Source organism: Cryobacterium sp. Hz9 (assembly GCF_004402825.1).
GTDB lineage: Bacteria > Actinomycetota > Actinomycetes > Actinomycetales > Microbacteriaceae > Cryobacterium > Cryobacterium gelidum.
Genome location: NZ_SOFC01000008.1, coordinates 163,352 through 187,131, shown reverse-complemented (window position 1 = coordinate 187,131; position 23,780 = coordinate 163,352). Strand labels below are relative to the sequence as shown.

General features: G+C 65.4%; 25 protein-coding genes and 1 pseudogene. 3 read left to right on the top strand and 23 right to left on the bottom strand.

The window, feature by feature from the left end; all coding sequences use genetic code 11:
- Positions 1 to 9 precede the first annotated feature (9 nt).
- The 20 genes from metK to E3N85_RS02895 form a co-directional block, all read right to left on the bottom strand.
- A complete protein-coding gene (gene metK / locus E3N85_RS02975) occupies positions 10 to 1,203 on the bottom strand; it encodes a methionine adenosyltransferase (RefSeq protein WP_134459188.1) in 1,194 nt (397 codons plus the stop codon).
- A gap of 107 nt (positions 1,204 to 1,310) precedes the next feature.
- Positions 1,311 to 2,561, bottom strand: coding sequence for a bifunctional phosphopantothenoylcysteine decarboxylase/phosphopantothenate--cysteine ligase CoaBC (gene coaBC, locus E3N85_RS02970; protein WP_134459186.1), 1,251 nt, complete (start codon positions 2,559 to 2,561; stop codon positions 1,311 to 1,313).
- A gap of 24 nt (positions 2,562 to 2,585) precedes the next feature.
- The gene (gene rpoZ / locus E3N85_RS02965) at positions 2,586 to 2,846 is read right to left on the bottom strand and encodes a DNA-directed RNA polymerase subunit omega (protein WP_134459184.1); all 261 of its coding nucleotides are present in this window, start codon (positions 2,844 to 2,846) and stop codon (positions 2,586 to 2,588) included.
- Between the two features lie 113 nt (positions 2,847 to 2,959).
- A complete protein-coding gene (gmk, locus tag E3N85_RS02960; RefSeq protein WP_134459182.1) occupies positions 2,960 to 3,880 on the bottom strand; it encodes a guanylate kinase in 921 nt (306 codons plus the stop codon).
- Positions 3,873 to 4,802 (bottom strand): orotidine-5'-phosphate decarboxylase, encoded by a 930-nt coding sequence (gene pyrF / locus E3N85_RS02955; protein ID WP_370288982.1) that lies wholly within the window; start codon positions 4,800 to 4,802, stop codon positions 3,873 to 3,875. The genes gmk and pyrF overlap by 8 nt, the downstream gene beginning before the upstream one ends.
- Positions 4,799 to 8,086 carry a carbamoyl-phosphate synthase large subunit gene (carB, locus tag E3N85_RS02950; protein ID WP_134459180.1) on the bottom strand — a complete coding sequence of 1,096 codons (3,288 nt, stop codon included), beginning with the start codon at positions 8,084 to 8,086 and terminating at the stop codon, positions 4,799 to 4,801. The genes pyrF and carB overlap by 4 nt, the downstream gene beginning before the upstream one ends.
- Positions 8,086 to 9,219 carry a glutamine-hydrolyzing carbamoyl-phosphate synthase small subunit gene (carA, locus tag E3N85_RS02945; protein ID WP_134459448.1) on the bottom strand — a complete coding sequence of 378 codons (1,134 nt, stop codon included), beginning with the start codon at positions 9,217 to 9,219 and terminating at the stop codon, positions 8,086 to 8,088. The genes carB and carA overlap by 1 nt, the downstream gene beginning before the upstream one ends.
- Before the next feature lie 88 nt (positions 9,220 to 9,307).
- Positions 9,308 to 9,886 (bottom strand): hypothetical protein, encoded by a 579-nt coding sequence (locus tag E3N85_RS02940; RefSeq protein WP_134459178.1) that lies wholly within the window; start codon positions 9,884 to 9,886, stop codon positions 9,308 to 9,310.
- Entirely contained in the window at positions 9,879 to 11,246 is a 1,368-nt protein-coding gene (locus tag E3N85_RS02935) for a dihydroorotase (RefSeq protein WP_174722450.1), read from the bottom strand. Before E3N85_RS02935 ends, E3N85_RS02940 begins: the two co-directional genes overlap by 8 nt.
- On the bottom strand, positions 11,236 to 12,198 hold the full coding sequence (locus E3N85_RS02930; RefSeq protein WP_134459176.1) for an aspartate carbamoyltransferase catalytic subunit: 963 nt from the start codon (positions 12,196 to 12,198) through the stop codon (positions 11,236 to 11,238). Before E3N85_RS02930 ends, E3N85_RS02935 begins: the two co-directional genes overlap by 11 nt.
- Positions 12,195 to 12,737: a bifunctional pyr operon transcriptional regulator/uracil phosphoribosyltransferase PyrR gene (gene pyrR, locus E3N85_RS02925; RefSeq protein WP_134459174.1), complete on the bottom strand. Its 543-nt coding sequence runs from the start codon at positions 12,735 to 12,737 to the stop codon at positions 12,195 to 12,197. Before pyrR ends, E3N85_RS02930 begins: the two co-directional genes overlap by 4 nt.
- A 61-nt stretch (positions 12,738 to 12,798) precedes the next feature.
- Complete coding sequence (locus E3N85_RS16480; RefSeq protein WP_198412039.1) at positions 12,799 to 13,056, bottom strand: hypothetical protein; 258 nt, start codon at positions 13,054 to 13,056, stop codon at positions 12,799 to 12,801.
- The gene (locus E3N85_RS16475) at positions 13,057 to 13,323 is read right to left on the bottom strand and encodes a M20/M25/M40 family metallo-hydrolase (RefSeq protein WP_198412038.1); all 267 of its coding nucleotides are present in this window, start codon (positions 13,321 to 13,323) and stop codon (positions 13,057 to 13,059) included.
- A gap of 54 nt (positions 13,324 to 13,377) precedes the next feature.
- On the bottom strand, positions 13,378 to 13,725 hold the full coding sequence (locus E3N85_RS16470) for a PA domain-containing protein (protein ID WP_241978283.1): 348 nt from the start codon (positions 13,723 to 13,725) through the stop codon (positions 13,378 to 13,380).
- A 5-nt stretch (positions 13,726 to 13,730) separates the two neighbouring features.
- The gene (locus E3N85_RS16465; protein ID WP_198412036.1) at positions 13,731 to 13,925 is read right to left on the bottom strand and encodes a hypothetical protein; all 195 of its coding nucleotides are present in this window, start codon (positions 13,923 to 13,925) and stop codon (positions 13,731 to 13,733) included.
- A gap of 62 nt (positions 13,926 to 13,987) precedes the next feature.
- Positions 13,988 to 14,977 carry a DUF4190 domain-containing protein gene (locus E3N85_RS02915; protein ID WP_134459172.1) on the bottom strand — a complete coding sequence of 330 codons (990 nt, stop codon included), beginning with the start codon at positions 14,975 to 14,977 and terminating at the stop codon, positions 13,988 to 13,990.
- A 73-nt stretch (positions 14,978 to 15,050) separates the two neighbouring features.
- Positions 15,051 to 15,470 carry a transcription antitermination factor NusB gene (gene nusB, locus E3N85_RS02910; RefSeq protein ID WP_134459171.1) on the bottom strand — a complete coding sequence of 140 codons (420 nt, stop codon included), beginning with the start codon at positions 15,468 to 15,470 and terminating at the stop codon, positions 15,051 to 15,053.
- Positions 15,467 to 16,030, bottom strand: coding sequence for an elongation factor P (gene efp, locus E3N85_RS02905; protein ID WP_134459170.1), 564 nt, complete (start codon positions 16,028 to 16,030; stop codon positions 15,467 to 15,469). The genes nusB and efp overlap by 4 nt, the downstream gene beginning before the upstream one ends.
- A gap of 108 nt (positions 16,031 to 16,138) precedes the next feature.
- A complete protein-coding gene (locus E3N85_RS02900) occupies positions 16,139 to 16,573 on the bottom strand; it encodes a type II 3-dehydroquinate dehydratase (RefSeq protein WP_134459169.1) in 435 nt (144 codons plus the stop codon).
- Positions 16,574 to 16,618: 45 nt separating this feature from the next.
- Positions 16,619 to 17,023, bottom strand: a complete 405-nt coding sequence (locus E3N85_RS02895) for a hypothetical protein (RefSeq protein WP_134459168.1) — start codon at positions 17,021 to 17,023, stop codon at positions 16,619 to 16,621.
- Positions 17,024 to 17,314: 291 nt separating this feature from the next.
- Between E3N85_RS02895 and E3N85_RS02890 the strand changes: the two genes are divergently transcribed.
- The 3 genes and pseudogenes from E3N85_RS02890 to E3N85_RS02880 form a co-directional block, all read left to right on the top strand.
- A complete protein-coding gene (locus tag E3N85_RS02890; RefSeq protein ID WP_241978270.1) occupies positions 17,315 to 18,613 on the top strand; it encodes a GAF domain-containing protein in 1,299 nt (432 codons plus the stop codon).
- 56 nt (positions 18,614 to 18,669) lie between these two features.
- Positions 18,670 to 20,193, top strand: a complete 1,524-nt coding sequence (locus E3N85_RS02885) for an aldehyde dehydrogenase family protein (protein ID WP_134459166.1) — start codon at positions 18,670 to 18,672, stop codon at positions 20,191 to 20,193.
- 155 nt (positions 20,194 to 20,348) lie between these two features.
- Positions 20,349 to 20,744 (top strand): annotated as a pseudogene (locus E3N85_RS02880) (DUF779 domain-containing protein); the annotation flags it as partial.
- Between the two features lie 180 nt (positions 20,745 to 20,924).
- On the opposite strand, the gene aroB reads toward E3N85_RS02880, so the two are convergent.
- Genes aroB through aroC form a run of 3 tightly spaced genes read right to left on the bottom strand, consistent with a single transcriptional unit; the run spans position 20,925 to position 23,778 of the window.
- Positions 20,925 to 22,013 (bottom strand): 3-dehydroquinate synthase, encoded by a 1,089-nt coding sequence (gene aroB, locus E3N85_RS02875; protein ID WP_134459444.1) that lies wholly within the window; start codon positions 22,011 to 22,013, stop codon positions 20,925 to 20,927.
- A gap of 19 nt (positions 22,014 to 22,032) precedes the next feature.
- The gene (locus tag E3N85_RS02870) at positions 22,033 to 22,563 is read right to left on the bottom strand and encodes a shikimate kinase (RefSeq protein WP_241978269.1); all 531 of its coding nucleotides are present in this window, start codon (positions 22,561 to 22,563) and stop codon (positions 22,033 to 22,035) included.
- 6 nt (positions 22,564 to 22,569) lie between these two features.
- Complete coding sequence (gene aroC / locus E3N85_RS02865; RefSeq protein ID WP_134459164.1) at positions 22,570 to 23,778, bottom strand: chorismate synthase; 1,209 nt, start codon at positions 23,776 to 23,778, stop codon at positions 22,570 to 22,572.
- Between the last annotated feature and the right edge of the window lie 2 nt (positions 23,779 to 23,780).

The window sequence follows — 23,780 nt, the reverse complement described above, 5'->3', positions numbered from 1 at the left end:
GGAAACAGTTCAGAGGCCGGCAGCGCTGCGCAGGTCGTCGACCTTGTCGAGGCGCTCCCAGGTGAAGTCGGGCAGTTCCCGGCCGAAGTGACCGTACGTCGCCGTCTGCGCGTAGATGGGACGCAGCAGGTCGAGCGAGTGGATGATGGCGGCCGGACGCAGGTCGAACACGGCGCGGATGGCCGCGGTGATCTCCTTGTCGGGCAGCACACCGGTTCCGAAGGTTTCGACGTACAGGCCGACCGGAGACGCCTTGCCGATCGCGTAGGCGACCTGAACCTCGAGGCGTTCGGCCAGGCCGGCAGCGACGGCGTTCTTGGCGACCCAGCGCATGGCATAGGCGGCGGAACGGTCGACCTTGGACGGGTCCTTGCCGCTGAACGCACCGCCGCCGTGACGGCTGGACCCGCCGTAGGTGTCGATGATGATCTTGCGACCGGTGAGGCCGGCATCGCCCTGTGGGCCGCCGATTTCAAAGCGCCCCGTGGGGTTGATCAGCGTCGTGAGCAGGGAGGAATCGAGGTCGATCCGGTCGAGCACCGGACGAATCACGAGCTCTTCGACCTCGAGGCGCAACTGCTCGGTGGAGACGGAGGGCGCGTGCTGAGTTGACACCACGACGGTCTCGACGGTGCGCGGAATGATTCCGTCATAGCCGATGGTGACCTGAGTTTTGCCGTCGGGCCGCAGGTAGTCGAGCTCGCCGCTCTTGCGTACGAGGGCGAGACGTTCGGCCAGCCGGTGGGCGATCCAGATCGGGATCGGCATGAGTTCGGGGGTTTCGCGGGTGGCATAGCCGAACATGATGCCCTGATCGCCGGCGCCCTGCCGGTCGAAGTCATCGAGGCTGGACTGTTCGCGCGTCTCAAAGGCGTTGTCGACGCCCTGGGCGATATCGGGTGACTGCCCCCCGATGGAGATTTCGACGCCGCACGATCGGCCGTCGAACCAGACGTCCGAGGAGTCGTAGCCGATATCGGTGATGCACTTGCGCACGATCGACGGAATTTCGACATAGGCCTCGGTGGAGACCTCCCCGGCCACGTGGACGAGCCCCGTGGTGACGAGCGTCTCGACGGCGACCCGGCTGTGCGGGTCGTCGGCGAGAAGGGCGTCGAGGATGCTGTCGGAGATCTGGTCGCAGATCTTGTCGGGGTGACCTTCGGTGACTGATTCCGAGGTGAAGAGGCGAAGATCGCTCATCTGGCCCGTCTCTGTAGAAGTTGAAAACGTACTGGTTGAGAACGTAGAAGTTGACGTCGTTACCGAACAGGTCGGTGGGTACCGCGGAGTGCCTGTCGCAGCGGAGGCTAGCGGATCAGGTCAAGTATGCAGTTGGCCACCGACATTTTGCTGCCGGAGGCCTCGTTCACTATAACTCCGTGGCAATCGAGCACCGTCACCGTGTTACGTTCGGTGCCAAATCCCTCGGTCGCTCCGAACGTGTGCCCGACCCGGTTCACGACCAGGAAGTCGCAGCCCTTACGGGAGATTTTGTCACGGCCGAGTGCGAGCAACCGGTCGGCATCCGTTTCGGTTTCTGCGGCGAAGCCGATGATCAGCTGGCCCGGTTTGCGGGACGCTGCGAGCCCGGCCAGGATGTCGGGGTTCTTGACCAGTTCCAGGGTGAGGGTGTCCCCCGCATCTGCTTTCTTGATCTTGCCGAGCTGGACCGTCTTCGGTCGGTAATCGGCGACCGCGGCGGCCATGATGACGACCTCGGCCGAGTCTGCGGCCAGCGTCATGGCCTCGTGCATCTCCACGGCGCTGCTGACCAGGATGGTCGTCACGCTGGTTGGAACGGCGACCTCCAGATTGGCCGCGATGAGCGTGACCGACGCACCCCGCGCCAGGGCCGCCTGGGCCAGTGCGACGCCCTGTTTGCCGCTGGATCGATTGCCCAGAAACCGCACCGGGTCGAGTGGTTCGCGGGTTCCACCGGCGCTGATCAGTACCCGGCGACCGGTCAGATCCTGACCAGCGGATGCCACGGTCTCCCTTGACTGTTCCCCGGCCGAGGCCACCCGGTCGAGCACGGCGAGGGCGACCGCGACGATGGTCTCCGGCTCTTCCATGCGGCCCGCTCCGGAGTCGGTGCCGGTGAGGCGGCCGACGCCGGGGCCGACAATGGTGATGCCACGAGATCGCAGCACGGCGACGTTCGCGACGGTCGCGGGATTGTTCCACATTTCGGTGTGCATGGCCGGGGCGATCACGAGCGGTGCGGTGCTGGCCAGAATGGTGTTGCCGAGCAGGTCGTCGGCGAGGCCGGCGGCGATTTTGGCGATGCTGTTGGCCGTCGCGGGAGCGACGACGATGAGGTCGGCACCCTGGCCGATGGCGACATGGCGCACCTCGGCGACGCCCTCATAGAGGTCGGTGTGCACCGGGTTGCGGGAGATCGCCTCCAGGGTCGGCTTGCCGACGAAGCGCAGCGCGGCCGGGGTAGCAATCACGTGAACCGAGTCGCCGTTCAACACGAAAGCGCGCACGATATTGACGGCCTTGTATGCGGCGATGCCGCCGGTGATACCGACGACGATCGTGCGAGGTGTCTTCATCCTGCGCGCTTTGAGCTTGGAGCTTTAACCCTCGACGATGGGGCGGGAGACGAGCTTGTCGTCGTTGATCTCGCGCAGGGCTACCGAGAGCGGCTTGTCTTCGACGGTCGAGTCGACGAGCGGTCCGACGTTGTCGAACAGGCTGCCTTCGTGCAGGTCGGCGTAGTAGTCGTTGATCTGACGCGCCCGCTTGGACGCGAAAATCACGAGGGCATACTTCGAGTCGACCTTGGAGAGCAGGTCGTCGATGGGCGGGTCAATGATGCCAGTGGGCTTGTTCGCCATTGGTGTCACACTCCTAGTAGAGCACGGCCTGAGGCGGCGTGCGAATCTGTTGTTGAACGGTACATGCGAGGTGGATACGCGCCCTGAGACGCGCGAATCAGCGGATGCGGGCGCTACGGCATGCTGGATGCAGCGCGGATCTCCATCAAGTCTACGACCTCGCGGGCGGCGTCGGCGACATCGTGGTTGATCACGCGGTAATCGAACTCCCCCTGGGCGGCCAATTCCAGCTTCGCGGTCTCCAGGCGGCGGGCCTGTTCCGCCGCGTCTTCGGTGCCCCGGCCGATCAGACGGCGCACCAGTTCGTCCCAGCTCGGCGGCAGTAGAAACACCAGACGGGCTTCCGGCATGGCGCGGCGCACGGCGCGAGCGCCCTGCAGATCGATCTCGAGCAGCACGCTGTTGCCGGCGGTGATGGCGGCATCGACCGGGCCGCGGGGAGTGCCGTAGCGGTAGGCGTTGTGCACTGTGGCCCATTCGAGCAGTTCGTCGGCCGCAATCATGCGGTCGAATTCGTCGTCGGAGACAAAGTAGTAGCTGACCCCTTCGGTTTCGCCGGGGCGCGGCGCCCGCGTCGTCGCCGAGACGGAGAGCAGCACGTCGGGGTAATTCTTGCGAATGTAGCCGGCAACGGTGCCCTTGCCGACCGCGGTGGGGCCGGCCAGGACGATGAGTTTGGAGTCGGCGGTGCTGTGCCGCTGGGCAGGTCGTTCGGAGAGGAAGTCCCGCAGCCGGTCACGCTGGTGTCGGCCGAGTCCGCCGAGGCGTTTCGACGGCGAAATCTCCAGGCGGTGAATGATGCGCCGCATTTTGGTCACGCCGATGGCCGGAATGCTCACGAGCAACTCGGTCACCCGCAACCGGCCCTCGACCCCGATCGGGTCGTGTATCGCTGTTGCGAGCACCTCGAGAGCGGTACGTTCGCCGGAAGCGACCTCGGCTTTGACCTTGGCGCGGGCGCGGCGTGCCGCGACGGCGGCGCGCGACGCAGCCACCCGGTCGACTTCGGGCGGGGTGGGGCGGTTTTCAGCCACGAACGGCACCTACTTCGGCTACTCGGCGCTCAATGGCTTCTTCGATCCGGCGGGGTCCGGCCGAGAGCACACTGCGCGATTCACTCACGATAACCCCGTCGGCGTATTCACCATATATCGAGATCAGATCCATAATATTCCCACCTTGGTGTCCGAAGCCCGGTGCCAGCACCGGTGTTCGACATTCGGTCGACGCCTGATGCACGTCAATACCGAAGGCGGCCAGGTCGAGGGTGGCTCCGAGCACGACGCCGATCGACCCGAGACCGGTCGCTACCGAAGCGCATGCTGCCCCCTCGATGACTCCGCTGGCCCGTGCGTTGCGCTCGCCGACATCATCAAGAATGGCGCGGGCGACGCTCGAACCCGCGTACGGTCCCTCGGCCACGATTGCGCGCTGGATGTGCGCGGCCTCGGGGTTGGAGGTGGCGGCGAGCAGGAAGACACCCTTGCCGGTTGCTGCCGCGAGGGTGAGCGGTGACTCGAGCGAACCGACACCCATGTAGGCGGCCAGGGTGAGGGCATCCACTTCGAGCGGGGAACCTGGTGAGAGCCAGGCCTCTGCATACGCCAGGGCGCTCGTGCCGAGGTCGCCGCGTTTGGCGTCGCCGATCACGAGCAGGCCAGCCTGCCTGGCGTCGGTCAGCACCCGTTCCAGGGCGGCGAAACCGGCCGAGCCGAAGCGTTCGTAGAAGGCGACCTGCGGTTTGACCAGGCCGACCCGGCCGGCCGCAGCGGCGACGACCGCGCGGCCGAACGATTCGGCGCCGTTCGCTGTATCGGGCAGGTTCCAGTCGCGCAGCAGCCAGGAATGCGGGTCGATGCCTACGCATAACTGGCCATGCTCGGCGAACACGCCAGAGAGTCGCTCACCAAAGGAGACGGCCGCCCCGGTCGCGGCCGGCTCGGCCGACACCGTCACAGCAGGGCCGTTCGCGCGGTGGCGTACTCCTGGAGCGAGGTCACCTCGAACCCGTCACGGATCGAGTCGATTGAGGCGACCGCGGCGCTGAGCTCGGCAATCGTGGTGAACAGGGGCAGGTCACCGGCGACGGCGGCCGCGCGAATCTCGTAGCCGTCGGCCCTGGCCGTGCTGCCGCCGGGGGTGTTGATGACAATCTGGATTTCTTCGCGGCGAATGAGCTCGACGATAGAAACGTCGTGCTCGCCCGTCTTCTCACTGAACTTGGTCACGACGCGAGCGCGAATGCCGTTGCGTTGCAGCACCTCGGCGGTACCGATGGTCGCGGCGATCTCGTAGCCGAGCTGCTGCAATCGCAGCATGGGCAGGATGATCGCACGCTTGTCGCGGTCGGAGACCGACACGAAGACGGTGCCGGACAGCGGAATTCCGCCATAGGCGGCGAGCTGGCTCTTGGCGAAGGCCCGCGGAAAGTCGCGGTCGATGCCCATGACCTCGCCGGTGGAGCGCATTTCCGGGCCGAGGATCGAGTCGACGGCGAGGCCTTCCGGGGTGCGGAACCGGTTGAACGGCAGCACGGCTTCCTTCACCGCGACCGGCGATTCGATCGGCACGCGAGAGCCGTCGATCAGCGGAAGCTTGCCCTCGGCCTTGAGTTCGGCGATGGTCGTACCGACCATGATCAGCGCGGCGGCCTTGGCCAGGGTGATGCCGAGCGCTTTGGCGACGAACGGAACCGTGCGCGAGGCGCGCGGGTTGGCCTCGAGCACGTAGAGCACACCGGCGCCGATGGCGAATTGCACGTTGAGCAGGCCCTTCACGCCGATGCCGCGGGCGATGCCGAGCGTGGCTTCGCGCACCCGGTCGATCTCGGCGCGGCCGAGGGTGACCGGCGGCAGGGTGCAGCTCGAGTCGCCGGAGTGGATGCCGGCCTCTTCGATGTGCTCCATGACACCGCCAATGTAGAGCTCGTGACCGTCGTAGATGGCGTCGACGTCGATCTCAATCGCGTCGTCGAGAAAACGGTCGACGAGCAGCGGATGCCCCGCGCCGATGATTCCCTGCCCGGCCATGCGCGTGAAGTAATCGGCGAGCGACGGGGAATCGTAGACGATCTCCATGCCGCGGCCGCCAAGCACGTAGCTCGGGCGCACGAGCACCGGGTAACCGATTTCTTCGGCCACCACGACGGCTCCGGCGAAGTCGATCGCCGTACCGTTGCGGGGGGCGAGGAGGCCGGCATCGCCCAGAATCTTCGAAAACAGTCCCCGTTCCTCGGCGAGGTCGATCGCGTCGGGGGTGGTACCGAGAATGGGAATGCCGGCCGCTTCAAGGCCGCGGGCGAGGCTCAGCGCGGTTTGGCCGCCGAGCTGCACGACCACGCCGACGAGTTCGCCGCTCTGGCTTTCGGCATAGATGACCTCGAGCACGTCTTCCAGGGTGAGCGGTTCAAAGTACAGCCGGTCGCTGGTGTCGTAGTCGGTGGAGACCGTCTCCGGGTTGCAGTTGATCATGATGGTCTCGTAGCCGGCCTCCGACAGTGCGAAGGAGGCATGCACGCAGGAGTAGTCGAATTCGACGCCCTGCCCGATGCGGTTGGGTCCGGAGCCGAGAATGACGACCTTGCGACGGTCGCTGGCGACGACCTCGGTCTCGGCATCGTAGCTGGAGTAGTGGTACGGCGTGAGCGCGGGAAACTCCCCCGCGCAGGTGTCGACGGTCTTGAACACGGGGCGCACGCCGAGAATGTGGCGCACGGTGCGAACATCCGCTTCGCCGAACCCGCGCAACTCGCCAATCTGGGCGTCCGAGAAGCCGTGGTCCTTGGCGAGGATCATGATGTCGCGGTCGAGTCGGTCGGCCGCGGCCACCTGGTCGGCGATCTCGTTGATGAGCACGATCTGGTCGATGAACCACGGATCGATCTTGGTGGCAGCGTGCACCTGCTCGATCGTCGCACCGCGGCGGAGGGCCTGCTGCACGGTGACGATGCGGCCGTCGGTGGGAATTTCGGCGATGGTGAGCAGTTCATCGACCGTGCGGGTCTCGTCGCCCCAGTGAAAGCTCGACCCGCGCTTCTCGAGCGACCGGAGGGCTTTCTGCAGGGCGGAGGCGTAACTACGGCCGATGGCCATGGCTTCACCGACCGATTTCATGGTGGTGGTCAGGCGCTGGTCGGCGGCCGGGAACTTCTCAAACGCGAAGCGGGGCACCTTGACCACAACGTAGTCGAGGGTGGGTTCGAAGCTCGCCGGGGTGACACCGGTGATGTCATTGGGAATCTCGTCGAGGCGGTAACCGAGGCTCAGTTTTGCAGCGATCTTGGCGATCGGAAAGCCGGTCGCCTTGCTGGCCAGTGCTGAGGAACGCGACACGCGCGGATTCATCTCGATCACGATGACGCGGCCGTCAACCGGGTTGATCGCGAACTGGATGTTGCAGCCGCCGGTGTCGACGCCGACGGCGCGGATGATGTCGATCGAGATGTCGCGCAGGTGCTGAAACTCACGGTCGGTCAGGGTCAGTGCCGGGGCAACGGTGATGGAGTCGCCGGTGTGCACGCCGACCGGGTCGACGTTTTCGATCGAACAGACCACGACCGTGTTGTCGGCCGTGTCGCGCATCATCTCGAGTTCGTACTCTTTCCACCCGAGGATGGATTCTTCGAGCAGCACCTCGGTGGTCGGGCTGTGGTGCAGGCCGTCGGTGACGATGCGGCGCAGTTCCACCTCGGTGTAGGCGAAGCCGGAGCCGAGGCCGCCCATGGTGAACGAGGGGCGCACGACAAGCGGATAGCCGAGATCGTCGGCGTAGCCGACGGCTTCGTCGACGGTGCGGGCAATGAACGAACGGGCCACGTCCGCGCCCGCGTCGAGGACGAGCTGCTTGAAGATCATGCGGTCTTCGCCCTTGTTGATGGCGTCGAAACTCGCACCGATCAGTTCCACGTCATATTTCTTTAGAATTCCGCGCTCGTGCAGCTGGATGGCCGCGTTGAGGGCGGTCTGCCCACCCAGGGTCGGCAGAATCGCATCCGGTCGTTCCTTGGCGATGATGGTCTCAAGAATTTCCGCCGTTATCGGTTCGATATAGGTCGCATCGGCGAAGTCGGGGTCGGTCATGATGGTGGCCGGGTTGGAGTTGACCAGGATGACGCGAACGCCTTCTTCGCGTAACACGCGGCAGGCCTGGGTGCCGGAGTAGTCGAACTCGCAGGCCTGGCCGATGACGATCGGACCGCTGCCGATGACAAGAACGCTGTTGATATCGTCGCGCTTGGGCATTATTTGGTTTCTCCTGCAACGGCTGACTGCGAAGCCAGCACGACGTCTCTGAATCGATCGAAAAGGTGGTTGGCGTCGTGCGGGCCGGAGGCTGCCTCCGGGTGGTATTGCACCGAGGACGCATTGATGTCGAGGCAGCGGATTCCTTCAACCACCTGGTCGTTGAGGCTGTAGTGACTCACTTCGACCCGGCCGAACCCGGCGCGCGACTCATGGATGCCTTCGATGGGCATGTCGACGGCGAAACCGTGGTTTTGCGAGGTGATCTCGATCCGGCCGGTGCTTTTGTCGAGTACCGGCTGGTTGATGCCGCGGTGCCCGAACGGCAGTTTGTAGGTGCGAAAACCGAGTGCACGGCCGAGTAACTGGTTGCCGAAGCAGATGCCGAAGTAAGGAATGCCCGCACGGAGCACCTCCTGCAGCAGGGTGACGTGTGCGTCGGAGGCGGCCGGATCGCCTGGTCCGTTCGAGAAGAACAAGGCGGAGGGCTTGAGCGAGAGTACATGCTCGGCGGTGACCGACTGCGGCAGCACAAGCACTTCGAAGCCACGTTCTGCGAGGTAGTTGAGCGTGCTGGTCTTCACCCCGAGGTCGAGGACCGCGACCGAACCAGTGCGTTCGCCCTGGGCGGGAATCGAGAAGGGTTCGACCGTCGAGACTTCGAGTGAGAGGTTGCGTCCGCGCATGGCCGCGCCGGAGAGCACGCGTTCGAGCTGCTCGCTGTCGGACAAGCCGAACAGCTCGCCGGAGAAGATGCCGCTTTTCATCGCGCCCAGGGAGCGGATATGGCGGGTGACCGCCCGGGTGTCGATGCCGCTGATCGCGACAATGCCCTGTGCTTCGAGGTCGTCGTCGAGGGTGCGAGTGGCCCGAAAGTTCGAGGCGAGGCGTGCGGGTTCCCGCACGATGAAGCCGGCGACCCAGATCTGGCGGGACTCCATGTCGTCGTCGTTCATGCCGGTGTTGCCCACGTGCGGCGCTGTCATGAGCACGATCTGGCCGGCGTACGACGGGTCGGTCAGGGTCTCTTGATAGCCGGTCATGCCGGTGGCGAAGACGACCTCACCCAGCGTCTGGCCGGTACTGCCGTAGCTGCGGCCGACGAAGCGGCGGCCGTCTTCGAGTACAAGCACGGCCGGGCCGGGAACGGCCCTGGCCGAGACGGTGGAATTCAGGTCAGCGGATACCGGTGCCTGGTCTGGTGCGGTCGAGTCGGGCACGTCAGGCCTCACTTTCGTCTTGTTTGGCCGGGGCGGCTGCCGAGCCGGTAGCCGGGCCGGCAGCAGTGGCTGAAATGGTTCGGATCGTGTCGACGAGGCGAGCGCGATCACGGGGATCGATGATGCGGAAGAAACTGTCGACGGCGCGTCGGTCGTGGGTGATCTCGGCGTTCTGGGGCGAGTACAAACGCCAGGACAGGCGCACGAGTCCGTCGGTTTCGACCGCCCGGTCGATGGCAACCTGGGCGGCACCGACGGCGTCGATGGCGGCGGCCGGAACGAAGACCGGCTCGTTGCCGTCCAGATCGAGTGTCACGCCGGCCCCGGTCACCGTGAGGGCGGCACGGGCGCGAAAGCCGAGGCCGCGGATGGCGAGGCGTTCGAGCGGGGCATCGCGCGGCGTGGTCGCCACGTAGTAGGCCTCGGCCCCGGCGAGGGCGACTCCCTCGGTGCTCGGCATCGGGTAACCGGCGGTGAGCCCGGCATCCCGTCGGCTGCGCTTTCGCCAGCTTCGCCACATGAGAATCAGAACGCCGAGCAGAACGAGCGCTGTGATGACAGCGGGAATGGTCCTATCCATGAACGACGACTCCGCTCGCCTGGTCGGCTATCTCGAGGCTGCTGCGCACCACGCCATCGAGCACGGTCGGGTAGCCCCGGTGGAAGGTCGCCCGCACCTCACCCGGCAACGTCATCGACAGGTATGGTGAATTCGTGCTCGTCCCGGCGAGATCCGCGCGGCCGAACACGCGGGTTGCTGCGGGGTCATACAGGGTCAGTTCGGCGGGAGATCCGACCGCGATCGGATTGCCCTGGCCGACCAGGCGGCCGATGCGGGCCGGGGTGCGTGAGAGCACGCGTTCGATATCGGCCCAGTCCAGCAGCCCGGTCGCCACGACCGCCGCGTGCACGACCGACAGGGCCGACTCCAACCCGACCATACCGTTGGCGGCGGCATCCCACTCGCAGTCCTTGCTTTCAACGGGGTGCGGGGCGTGGTCGGTCGCGACGATGTCGATCGTGCCGTCGGCGAGTCCGGCTCGCAGCGCCTCCACGTCTTCCCGGCTGCGCAACGGCGGGTTCACCTTGAAGCGGGCGTCGTAGCCCCGCACGAGGTCTTCGGTCAGCAGCAAGTGGTGCGGGGTGACCTCGGCGGTTACGTTGATGCCGCGGGCCTTAGCCCAGCGGATCACGTCGACCGAGCCGGCCGTGGAGACGTGGCAGACGTGCAGTCGTGACCCGACGTGTTCGGCCAGCAGCACGTCACGAGCGATGATGGATTCTTCGGCGACGGCCGGCCAGCCGACGAGGCCGAGTTCACCGGAGAGGGCGCCCTCGTTCATCTGGGCGTTCTCGGTCAGGCGCGGTTCCTGCGAATGCTGCGCGATGACGCCGTCGAAGGCCTTGACATATTCAAGCGCGCGGCGCATGAGGAGCGGGTCCGATACGCAGAACCCATCGTCCGAGAACACCCGCACGCGAGCTTTGCTCGACGCCATCGCCCCCAGCTCGGCGAGTTGTTTGCCGGCCAGGCCCACGGTGACGGCGCCGATCGGCTGCACGTCCACGTACCCGGCACTCTCGCCGAGGGCGAGCACCTGCTCGACCACCCCGGCGGTGTCCTGCGCTGGCAGGGTGTTGGCCATGGCGAACACACTCGTGAAGCCGCCGCGCGCCGCAGCGCGGCTGCCGCTCAGCACCGTTTCACTGTGCTCGTAGCCCGGTTCGCGCAGGTGCGCGTGCAGGTCCACGAGGCCGGGCAGCGCGATGAGTCCCTCGGCGTCGATGACGCTGGCACCGCTTTGCGACAAGCCGATGCCCAGCTCGGTGATACCCCGGCCATCGAGACGGATATCGGTGCTCGTGCCGTCCGGCAGGGTCGCCCCGCGAATGAGCCAGCGTTCCTGCAGTTCGTGTTGCTGCAATCCGTCAATCGACATTCTTTGATTCCTTCCGGTCACCGGACAAGAGCAGGTAGAGCGCGGCCATCCGCACGGAGACGCCGTTCGTGACCTGTTCGAGCACGGTCGAATTAGCGGAGTCGGCCGCCGCCGAAGAGATCTCCAGGCCACGATTCATCGGGCCGGGGTGCATGACAATGCTAGCCGGACCGAGCCGACGAAATCGCGCGTCGTCGAGGCCCCAGACCCGGGAGTACTCGCGGCTGCTCGGAAAGAATGCGGCGTGCATCCGTTCGGTCTGGATGCGCAGCATCATGACCACGTCGGGACCGGCGTCGATCGCGTCATCGAGGTCGAAGCTGAATCTGGCCGGCCAGAGCGAGGTGTCACTCGGTAACAGGGTGGGCGGGGCGACGAAGGTGACATCGGCGCCGAGGGTGGTGAGCAGCCAGAGGTTGGAGCGGGCGACCCTGGAGTGCAGCACGTCGCCCACGATGGTGACGCTGACCCCGTCGAGGCCCGTGCCGCGTGAGGCCTGGCCGTGAATGCGGCGGCGGATGGTGAAGGCATCCAGCAGCGCCTGAGTGGGATGCTCGTGGGTGCCGTCGCCGGCGTTGATGATGCCAGCATCGATCCACCCGCTCGCGGCGAGCACCGCCGGGGCGCCGGAGGCTGGATGACGGATGACGACGCCATCGGCGCCGATCGCGGCCAGGGTCTGCGCGGTATCTTTCAGGCTTTCGCCCTTCGACACGCTGGAACCCTTGGCGCTGAAATTGATCACGTCGGCGCTGAGTCGCTTCGCCGCGGCCTCAAACGAGATGCGGGTCCGAGTGGAGTCCTCGAAGAACAGGTTGACCACGGTCTTGCCGCGCAGGGTCGGAAGTTTTTTCACCTCGCGCTCGGCGACATCCGCCATGTCTTCGGCGATGTCGAGCAGGTTGATCGCCTCGTCACGGCTGAGGTCCTTGGTGGAGAGCAGATGCCTCATCGGTTGCTCCCGCCGTCGATCGAGACGAATTCGTCTCCGTCGCTCTCCACGAGGTGCACGTTGATGCGCTCGTCGGTCGCCGTCGGCAGGTTGCGGCCGACGAAATCGGCGCGAATCGGCAGCTCGCGGTGCCCGCGATCGACGAGCACCGCCAAGCGCACAATTGTGGGGCGGCCGTGGTCGCCGAGAGCGTCGAGGGCGCTGCGGATGGTGCGGCCCGAGTACAGCACATCGTCAACGAGCACGACCGTTGCGCCGTCGATACTTCCGGGCACCTCGGTGCGGGAGGGGGTGCGGGTGCGGCCGTGGGCGAGATCGTCGCGATAGAGCGTGACGTCGAGCGATCCGACTCGCAGCATTGTTGCTGCCGGTTCAATGCGCTGGATGATATCGGCGATGCGGCGGGCGAGAATAACGCCGCGGGTGGGGATGCCGAGAATTACGAGGTTGTCCGGGCCCCGGTTGGACTCCAGGATCTCGTGGGAGATTCGAGTCAACGCGCGGGTGATGTCAGCCTGAGTGAGCACAGTGTGCGCCAAATGCCGACCTCCTTCCCCGTCTCACAGGACGGATCTTAAAGGATGTCTGATGTTCCCTAGCCTAGTCGATCGTGCGCCACCGGTGAACGGGCCAGGACTGGACGGAGCCAGCACTGACCCGAGTGGGTAAATCGCGCTCTCGTGCAGCCCGGTCGCCCCAACACTGCGACCGGGCTGAACCGGGAGGGCCCGCCGTGGCACTCGGGTCGGCCGAGGCGTCACCGTCGTAGACGAAGCGCACGTAGTTCGGCGAGGCGAGCATGTCGAAGTTCAGGTTGGCGTAGATTTTGGCGAGATCGACGTCACTCGCGATCGCCACCTAGTTCTCGGACCCGAGAAGCCCGAGTTCCTCGGCGCCCCAGAACGCGAACCGCACCTGCTGCCGCGGCTGGATCTTGAGCTTCTTCATCTGAATTGCGGTCTCGAGAATCGTGGCGGTGCCGCTGCCGTTGTCATTGATCCCCGGCCCCGCGAGCACCGAATCGAGGTGCGCCCCGACCACGATCACCTTGTCCTTATTGCCTGTGCGGGTGTCGGCGATGATGTTCACGGTCGTACGCGTCTCGGCGATGACATCCGTACTCACCGCAACGGTCGTCGGCCCTGCCAGGGCCGACGCGTAGAGCGCGGCGCCGTCAGCCTAGCTCAATCCCACGACAGGCACGGATACCGGGGCACCGAGCGTTCCCTCAACCAGTTCGGTGCGGCCGGGATTGCCCTCATTGAAGATGATTACGGCGTCATAGCCCGCAGCGATCGCGTTTGCCGCTTTGATGGCGAATGTGCACGTGCCGCGCTGGATGAGCGCTACCTGGGGCTCGGTGGCCGAGGCCGGTAGAAAGTCGGTCGCGGCACATCCTGACGCCGAGCTCGGTGCCGGTGTGGCCGGAACCACGGTGTTCGTCGCGGCGACGAGGCCGCCGACAATATCGCCGCTGCCCGAGTAGGTGAAAGTGGCCGTCTCGTAGTTCTGCGGCGCGGGCGACACCTGGCTCAAAGAGGGAGGGTCACCTCCTGATAGAACTCGAACTCGAAGGGTTGCTCCGTCACCTGGTAGCCGGCCGTCAGCAGGCGCGCTTTGACGTAGGCAGCGGATGCCGTGTAGCCGGGCGTGCCGGCCGCCCGCGTTCCGCCGGCATTGTTGGCAATCCTTTGCAGGGCCCGTTCGTGTTTCAGGATGCCACTCAAACAATGGCCCGGGATTACACTCTTCGGAAACGACGTTACCGAATCGTGACCTGTGCCGTGCGTTAGAACGCGGTGGCGACGAAAGCGGAGAATTCCGCGGTATCGGTGATGCTGCCCAGGTACTGACGCCCGTCGACGAGCACGGTCGGTGTGCCGGAAACGGCTTGGATCTCGGCGCCATCGATTGGACCGGCCAGCGCCGCCGCGGTGTTCTGCTGAGACCAGAGCAGGTATTCCCCCGTCTCAACACACTCGGTGATGCTCACATTCCCCGGGGCCAAGTCCACCAGTTCGGCGTCGCTGAGCCCGGAAGTTGCCTCGAGCGGCTGGTTAGCGAACAACGCTGACAGATAGTCGAGGGTACTCTCCGGGTTCAGCGTGGCCTGGCAGGTCAGCGCCGCGGATGCCCGGCTGGAGTAGCTGGTGCCCTGGGACAGGCGGTCGAGAAAAGTGAGTGAGTGCACCCGGAGGGTGATGACGCCGCTTTCCACGCCCGCGATCAGCAGTTCTCCGTTGGCCTCTTCGAACTGGGCGCAGAACGGGCACATCGGGTCGATGTATTCGTCAACGATGACTGCGCCGGTACCGAATTGGAGATAGCCATCATCAAAGTTGGCGGCGCCCAGCTGACCGGTCGGCAGCGGCTCGGTCGCTTCCGGAGCAGGCGACGAGGTCGACGAGTCGGACGAGCCCGAGTTGGAACCCACGGCGACAACGACAGCACCGATAGCGGATGCGAAGATGATCGCAAACACGACGAGGATGGCGACCACGGCCGTGCCGATGTACCCGATGATGAGGCCGGCGAGGGCGAAACCCCGGCCCAGTTCGCCGCGCGCGCGAATCTGCCCGAGCGCCATGTGCCCCGTGATAATGGCGACGAGCCCAAGGAAGAACGACGACACGAACGACACGATGGCCAGGGTGTTGGTCTTCGGCGCCGTCACAAATGGCAGAGTCGGCCCGCCCATCGGCGGTGACGATGCGTACGGGTTGGGCTGCAGCGGCGCAGGTGGCTGGTCGCGGGGAGCGTCTGGTCCGGTGCTGTCCATGTGCGTACCCTTCGATGCGGCGAGACGATCTCGGCCCGGTCCGAGCCTGTCGCGGCGTCAGGCCGGCCGAGGATCAGGCTGACGGAGCGGTTTGGGCGATCTTGCCGAGCAGTCCGTTGACGAAGCCGGCCGAGTCATCCGTGGACAGAATTTTTGCGGCTTCAACGGCTTCATCGATCGCCACGGCGTGCGGAACCGCATCGTTGTAGAGAATCTCCCAGATGCCGATGCGCAGGATGGCACGATCGATATTGGGCATGCGAGCGAGCGACCAGCCCTGCGAGTAGGTCTCGATCAGTTCGTCGATCTCTTCGCGGTGATCCACGACCCCGTCGACGAGTTCGCGAGCATAAAGCCAGGAGGCCAGGCGTGCGGGCTCGCTCGCGGCGCGTTCCGCCTCGGTCGCGAGCGACTGGGGAATGCTGATCTGACGCACATCGGCGGCATACAGAATGTCGATGGCGCGCTTGCGGGCCTTGGTACGTGCGCTCATTCGTTAACGCGACCCAGGTAGTCGCCGGTCCGGGTGTCGACCTTGACCTTGGTGCCCTGCTCCAGGAACAGCGGAACCTGAATCTGGAAGCCGGTCTCCACTGTGGCCGGCTTGGTGCCGCCGGTGGAGCGGTCGCCCTGCAGGCCCGGCTCGGTATAGGTGATTTCGAGGGTCACGGATGCGGGCAGCTCGACATACAGCGGGTTGCCGTTGTGCAGTGCCACGGTCACGGCCTGGTTTTCGAGCATGAAGTTGCTCGCATCGCCGACGACGGCGGCGGACACGGTGATCTGGTCGTAGTCGGCGACGTCCATGAAGACGTAAGCGTCGCCATCGTTGTAGAGGTACTGGAAGTCGCGGCGATCGACGTTTTCGGTCTCGATCTTGGCGCCGGCGTTGAACGTTCGGTCAACGGTTTTGCCGGAGACGACGTTCTTCATCTTGGTGCGAACGAAGGCGCCACCCTTGCCCGGCTTGACGTGCTGAAACTCGACGACGGCCCAGAGCTGGCCATCCATGTTGAGTACGACGCCGTTTCTGATATCAGCGGTAGAAGCCATGGGAGGGGTGTTCCGTTCAATTGATAAGGTGCGCGGGTGCAAATGGCACCGTGTCAAGTCTAGGTGCCGAAGCCTCAGGCTCCAAAGGCACGTTCGGGCAGATGCCGATTACGGCTGGGTGACGAAATCCAGCGCGAGCCGGTACGAGTCGAATCCGAGGCCGGCGATGACGCCGGTCGCGATGGCGCTCACGACACTCGTGTGGCGGAATGTCTCGCGGGCATGCGGGTTGGAGATGTGCACCTCGATCAGCGGCAGACCGGCCTTGGTCACCAGGGCGGCGGCATCCCGCAGGGCATAGCTGTAGTGCGTGAACGCGGCCGGATTCAGGATCACCGGCATCCGCTCATCGACGGCTTCGTAGAGCCAGTGAATCAGCTCGGCCTCGTCGTCGGTCTGTCGCAGGTCGATGTTCACCCCGTCGCGAGCGGATGCGACGAGCACCGCGCGCAGGTCGTCCAGGTTCGCCGCCCCATAGACGTCGGGCTCGCGACTGCCGAGGCGCCCGAGGTTCGGACCGTTCAGAACCAGCACTGTACTCATCCACTCAGCCTAGGGCGTGGGGCTTCGCCGCACGGCCGGCGCCGGTCAGGGACGGAGAACGGCCACGCCATCATCGTGTGCCACACACAGGCCGGTGAGGCGCATGAGCGTGCCAAAGGACTCGGTCAGTTCGATCGCCCAGGCCCGATCGGCCTCGGTGAGGGCTGCTGGTCCCGGCCGTTCCAGCGTGACAATGACACTGCCGCCCGGAGCCTCCGCGGCGAGGAGGTCGTTGATTCCGGCGGCGAAGGGCCGCACCGAACCGGGTTCGGGCCGCACGGGAATGCCATCGATGGGTATCAGCAGCGGGAGCTGCTGCCCGTGGGCGTCGAGCAGCATGAGCCACAGCTGCCGGCGGATGGCGTGGCCGACGAGGTCGAAGACGCGTGCGCGAGCGTGTTCTACCGTGGTCACGGGCAGAGCGTCGTCGATATCATGCGTGGTTGTCATGAAATCAGCATGAGCGGATGCTTCGATAGCCAGCGGTTATCCCGAGAAATCCCTGGCACGCCGAGGCTGTGGATAATCTCCGGCGAACACGTGCGGCTCATTACCGCTCCGGCGGTCGCAATCGACCGAAACTCCAGCCGATCAACCGAGCGCTACCCCTAGAATGAAAATTCGACGGTGGCCTCGGCCGCTTCGCCCGACCACTGCTAACGGAGGCAGACGCTGATGGGACACGGCTTCAAGAGTACGTCGTCGGTTCCGTCTGGCTCCGCGCGTGAGAGTCTGGTCGCCTTGGAACGTGCCCACGAATCCGCCGTCAACGACCGGGTCTTCCAGACCGGTGTGCGCAAGCTCGTGCAGGATTCCTGGCAGCGTTCTCTCTCCCTCAGCCTCGACCCGGCGAGAGTGACACCCGATCGCACGTTGACCGACGCCGAACTACGCGGCCTGCGAAACCAGCATCCGCTGGCCGCGGTCTTGCCCATCGTGCACAACCTGCTCATCCGACATGCCTTCGACGTCGGGCTGCTCGTTGCGGTCGGCGATGAAACCGGTCGGCTGCTCTGGATCGACGGTGACCGGGTACTGCGCCGGCAGGTCGAAGAGATGCTGTTCGTGGAGGGCGCCGATTGGTCGGAAGGCCGGGTCGGAACGAGTGCCCCAGGCACCGCCCTCGCGCTGGACCGCGGTATTCAGATTTGGCGGGCGGAACACTTCAACGCCCTCGCGCACCCGTGGAGCTGCACGGCCGTACCCATCCACGACCCGGATACCGGCGAGATCCTCGGCGTTATCGACATCACCGGCGGCGACCAGGCTGTCGCGCCGCAAACGCTCCCCCTCGTCGAAGCCGCCGTCGCGGCGATGGAGGCGGACTTGCGCATTGCGCGTCTTGATCGCCCGACAGGTTTCTCCAGGGCACATCGACTGCACGTATCCCCGCCGCCGCGATCCCCACGGGTGGTGGCGGCCTCGATGAGCGTGCTGGGCACGGACAACGGTCGAGTGCATTGCGGCGAGGGCAGCGTCGACGTGTCACCACGCCACGCCGAAATTCTCACCCTGTTGGCCTGGCACCGCGAGGGGCTTTCGGCCGATCGACTCTCGACTCTTCTCTCCGACCAGGGAACAGGGGTGGAGACCCTGCGCGCCGAGATGGTCCGGGTGCGTAAGGTGCTGGCACTTCTGGAATCCGTCCACACCATCGCGTCCCGTCCCTATCGGCTGGAGTTCCCGTTCGAACTCGACGCTCAACGCGTACTGGCATTCCTGGACAGAGGCGCCCATCGGGTGGCGCTCGGTGCCTACCGCGGGGCGGTCCTTCCCGGCTCCAACGCGCCCGGAATCGTCGAAATACGCATGGAGGTGAGCCGTCGCCTGCGCGAAGCGTTGCTCTCCGACGCCTCGGTCGACCTTCTCCTCTCCTATGCCCGCACCGAGGAGGCTACCTGGGACACCGAGGTCTGGCGGGCCTGCCTCGAACTACTCCCGGCCCGCTCGCCCAAGCGTGCCATGGTCGTTGCGCAACTGGCGCGCATCGAGGGTGAGATCGGCACACGACGCAACATCCTGCAACGTTCCCGGTCCTAGAGTCGAAACAGGCCGCAGGATTGCGAGCCCGACACCGTTGTCGAACTAGGAGTGATATGACCGTCTATTCAGCCCCCGGAACACCCGGCTCCAAAGTTACCTTCAAGTCTCGGTACGAGAACTGGATCGGTGGCGAATGGGTCGCCCCGGTCAAGGGCCAGTATTTCGAAGACATCACCCCGGTCACCGGCAAGCCGTTCGCCGAAGTTGCTCGAGGCACCGCCGAAGACATCGACCTGGCCCTCGACGCCGCCCACAAGGCCGCACCGGCCTGGGGAAAGACCAGCCCCGCTGAGCGCGCAGCCGTGTTGAACAAGATCGCCGACATCATCGACGCCAATGTCGAGATGCTCGCCGTCGCCGAAACCTGGGACAACGGCAAGGCCGTACGCGAGACGATCAACGCCGACATCCCCCTCGCCGCCGACCACTTCCGTTACTTCGCCTCGGCGATCCGCGCCCAGGACGGCGACCACGCCCAGCTCGACGGAGACACCGTCTCGTACCAGTTCCACGAACCCCTCGGCGTCGTCGGACAGATCATCCCTTGGAACTTCCCCATTTTGATGGCTGTCTGGAAGCTTGCCCCTGCCCTCGCCGCTGGCAACGCAGTCGTGCTCAAGCCGGCCGAGCAGACCCCGGTCTCCATCCTCGTGCTGATGGAACTCATCGGCGACATCCTCCCCCCGGGGGTGGTCAACATCGTCAATGGTTTCGGCCTCGAGGCCGGCAAGCCGCTCGCCTCGAGCAACCGCATCCGCAAGATTGCGTTCACCGGTGAAACCACGACCGGCCGGCTTATTCTGCAGTACGCGTCCGCCAACATCATTCCGTCGACCGTGGAGCTCGGCGGTAAAAGCCCGAACATCTTCTTCAGCGACGTCGCGCAGGAGAAGGATGCCTTCTACGACAAGGCCCAGGAAGGATTCGTGCTGTTCGCCTTCAACCAGGGCGAGGTCTGCACGGCCCCGAGCAGGGCGCTGCTGCAGAAGCCGATCTACGACAGTTTTCTTGCCGACGCGGTCATCCGTGCCAAGAAGATCATCCAAGGCAACCCCCTCGACACCGACACCCAGATGGGCGCCCAGGCAAGCAACGACCAGCTTGAGAAGATCCTCTCCTACATCGATATCGGCACCAAGGAAGGCGCCACACTCGCCCTCGGTGGTGAACGCGCCGACCTCGGCGGCGACCTCACCGGCGGCTACTACGTGCAGCCGACCATCTTCGAAGGCCACAACAAGATGCGTCTCTTCCAGGAGGAGATCTTCGGGCCGGTGCTCGCCGTGACGAGCTTCATCGATTATGACGACGCCATCTCGATCGCGAACGACACCATCTACGGACTCGGTGCCGGCGTGTGGTCGCGCAACGGCAACGTCGCCTACCGGGCCGGGCGTGATATCCAGGCCGGTCGTGTTTGGGTCAACAACTATCACGCCTACCCGGCCGGCGCCGCGTTCGGCGGCTACAAGAGTTCCGGCATCGGCCGCGAGAACAACAAGCTCGCTCTCGGTCACTACCAGCAAACCAAGAACCTGCTCGTGTCCTACTCCGAGAACAAGCTCGGCTTCTTCTAAACCGCCCCGTCATTAGGATGTGACCCGCAGCAGCATCCCAGGGGATGTGACTTCGCTGCGGGTCTGGTCTGGGGGCTGCCAACGACGTATTGTCGTCGGCAGCCCCTCTTTCATCACGTGTCTTGCACTTCATAACAAATTGGGAAGGTCCGCCCATGTCAACACCCACGATCACCGCGTCGGTCACGATCGCCGGCGAGACCGTCCCTCGCGTCGAACTCACCCCGGTCGCGGTCGATCTGCTCCGCAGCCTGTGGGAGGAGCACGGGCCGCTTATGTTCCATCAGTCCGGCGGCTGCTGTGACGGCAGTTCGCCAATGCTCTTCATGGCCGGGGAGTTCATCACCTCCGATCAGGACGTGCGCCTCGGCCAATTCGACCTGGCCCCGGCCGATGAACCTAGTCAGCCGCTCGACTTCTGGATGTCGGCCGAACAGTTCAATTATTGGAGCCACACCTTTCTCACCGTCGATGTCGTGCCCGGCCGCGGTAGCGGGTTCAGCGCCGAAGCACCGCGCGGGGTTCGCTTCCTCATTCGCTCGGAGCTCATGACGGTGATCACCCCGTTCGCGGCTGCGGCACACACCGATCGGGTCGGCGCGGCTGCGGTACACACCGACCGGGTCGGCACGGCTGCCGCAGACACCGACCGGGTCGGCGCGGCTCCCGCAGCCCCGCCCGCTGCGGCGGCAGCTCCGAGCTAGCGGCAGTTTCAGTCCGGCGGCTGGCGGCTACTGCCCGATCGCCTGGTAGGCGCTGAACAGCAGCGAGGCATCCGGGCCCTCGAGGATGGTCGGCTTACCCACATCGTCGAGCACGACGAAGCGCAGCATGCCGCTGCGGGTCTTCTTGTCGCGCTGCATCGTGGCGAGCAGGGTGGGCCAGCGGCCCACAGGGTAGCCGGTGGGCAGACTCAATGATTCGAGGATGCTGCGGTGCCGGTCGACAACCTCGATCGAGAGCCGTCCGCTGAGGGCGGCAAGTTCCGCCGCAAACATCATGCCGACGGCGACGGCCGCGCCGTGACGCCAGCCATACCGTTCGGCGTGCTCGACCGCATGGCCGAGGGTGTGGCCGTAGTTGAGTATCTCACGCAGGCCGGCCTCCTTGAAGTCCGCACCGACGATGCTGGCCTTCATGGCGATCGACAGTTCGATCAGCCGTCGAAATTCGGGGGTCTTCGGGTCTGTGGCCCGGTCGACATCCGCTTCGATGATGTCGAGAATCTCTGGAACCTGAATGAAACCGGCTTTCACGATTTCGGCGAAACCAGCGAGGATCTCGTTACGCGGCAGCTGCTCGAGCAGGTCCAGGTCGCAGATCACGGCGGCGGGCGCATAGAAGGTACCGACGAGGTTCTTTCCCTCGGCGGTGTTGATGCCGTTCTTACCACCGACGGCCGCATCGACCATGCCGAGCACGCTCGTGGGAATCTGCACGAGTTTGACGCCGCGCAGCCAGGTGGCAGCCACGAAGCCGGCGAGGTCGGTGACAGCGCCGCCGCCGAGGCCGATCACGGCGTCGGTGCGGCTGAAGTCGGACTGACCCATGACGCCCCAGCAGAATGCAGCGACCTCGACGCGCTTGGCGGCCTCGGCGTCGGGAATCTCGGCGAGCAAGACCTCGGAGTAGGTCTGCAGCAGATTGTCGCGCAGGGCGACCGCGCGGGCTCCGACGGTAGCGGTGTGCACGATGAGTACCTTGTTGACTCCGCTGCCCAGCTGCTCGGCGACGGTACGGACCAGTCCACGCCCCACGCTGACCGGATAGCTGTCGACCCCGGTCACGGTGATCACGGTGGTAGCGGGCTGGTCGGTCATCTCGTTCTTCTCGGTAATCTCAGTCATCATTTCTTTCTTGAACCCAATTCACGATTTCGTCGGCAATGCCACTGATGGGTCGGTTGGAGGTGTCCAGGCGAATCGTCGCGAAGGCTTCATAGGTGGGGCGGCGCAGGTTGTAGATGCGTTCCCAGTCGGTGATGCCGCCGGCTAAGAGCGGCCGTTTACTGCCGCCGAGGCGCGCCTGCACGGCCGCGGTGGTCACGCTCAAATAGACGACGGTCGCGTCTGTGAGATCGGCCTGGGTGTCGGCGTGCAGCACCGCTCCCCCGCCAAGCGAGACGACGGCCGGCTCGCCGAGCGCCAAGTCCACGGCTTCGCGCTCGACGATGCGAAAATATTCTTCGCCCTCGCGCGCGAAGATCTCCGCGATCGGACCGTAGCTTTCGACGATGCGCTTGTCGGTGTCAATGAAAGGCACGTTGAGCCCGCGCGCCACGCGGCGACCGATCCTCGTCTTGCCGGCGGCCATCGGGCCGATGAAAACAATCGGTAGCAGCGAGTTGCGCCGGGAGAACACCGCGTTCACGGCCGGCTACAGGGAGGCGTCGCTCGACGCGCCCGTTCGCAGGTTCGCCGGAATATTGGCCAGGTACGACTGAACGTTACGGCGGGTCTCACCGATCGAGTCGCCGCCGAACTTCTCGAGCACGGAATTGGCGAGCACGAGCGCGACCATCGCCTCGGCGACGACGCCGGCCGCCGGAACCGCACAGACGTCGGAGCGCTGATGGTGCGCCGGTGCTGGCTCGCTCGTGGCGACGTCGACGGTGCGCAGGGCTCGCGGAATGGTCGCGATGGGCTTCATGCCGGCGCGCACGCGCAGCACGGTACCGGTACTCATGCCGCCCTCGGTTCCGCCGGCCTTGTCGCTGACTCGTTGAATGGCGCCATCCGCTTGCACGAGTTCGTCGTGCGCATCCGAGCCTCGGCGGCGGGTGGTCTCGAAGCCGTCGCCGACCTCGACACCCTTGATGGCCTGGATGCCCATCAGGGCAGCGGCGAGCTGGGAATCCAGACGGCGGTCCCAGTGCACGAACGATCCGAGGCCGGGGGGCAGGTTGTAGGCGAGCACCTCGACGACGCCACCGAGCGTGTCGCCGTCCCGGTGTGCGGCATCCACTTCAGCGACCATCAAAGCGGATGTCTCGGCGTCGAAGCAGCGCAGCAGGTCGGCGTCGAGGGCATCGACGTCTGCGGGCTCTGGCAACGGCGAGCCGTCTGGTACGCGCACCGGGCCGATGGCGATGGTGTGGCTGACCAGCTCAATTCCCAGCTCGTGCAGAAAAGACCTGGCCACGGCACCGAGTGCCACGCGAGCGGCGGTCTCGCGGGCGCTGGCCCGCTCGAGCACCGGGCGGGCTTCATCGAAGCCATATTTTTGCATGCCGGCGAGATCGGCATGGCCAGGCCGGGGCCGGGTCAGGGGCGCACCGCGGCCGCGAGCGAGCGTGGCCGGGTCAACCGGTGCTGCACTCATCACGTCGACCCACTTGGGCCATTCCGAGTTACCGATGCGCAGTGCTACCGGGCCGCCGAGAGTGAGACCGTGGCGGACACCACCCGAGAGGGTGAGCTCGTCCTCCTCGAACTTCATGCGCGCGCCCCGGCCGTAGCCGAGTTTGCGGCGCGCCAGGTCGAGACGGATCGAATCAAGGGTGACCGGAATCCCAGCGGGCAAACCCTCGACAATGGCGATGAGTTCGGGGCCGTGAGATTCTCCGGCGGTGAGCCAACGAAGCATGG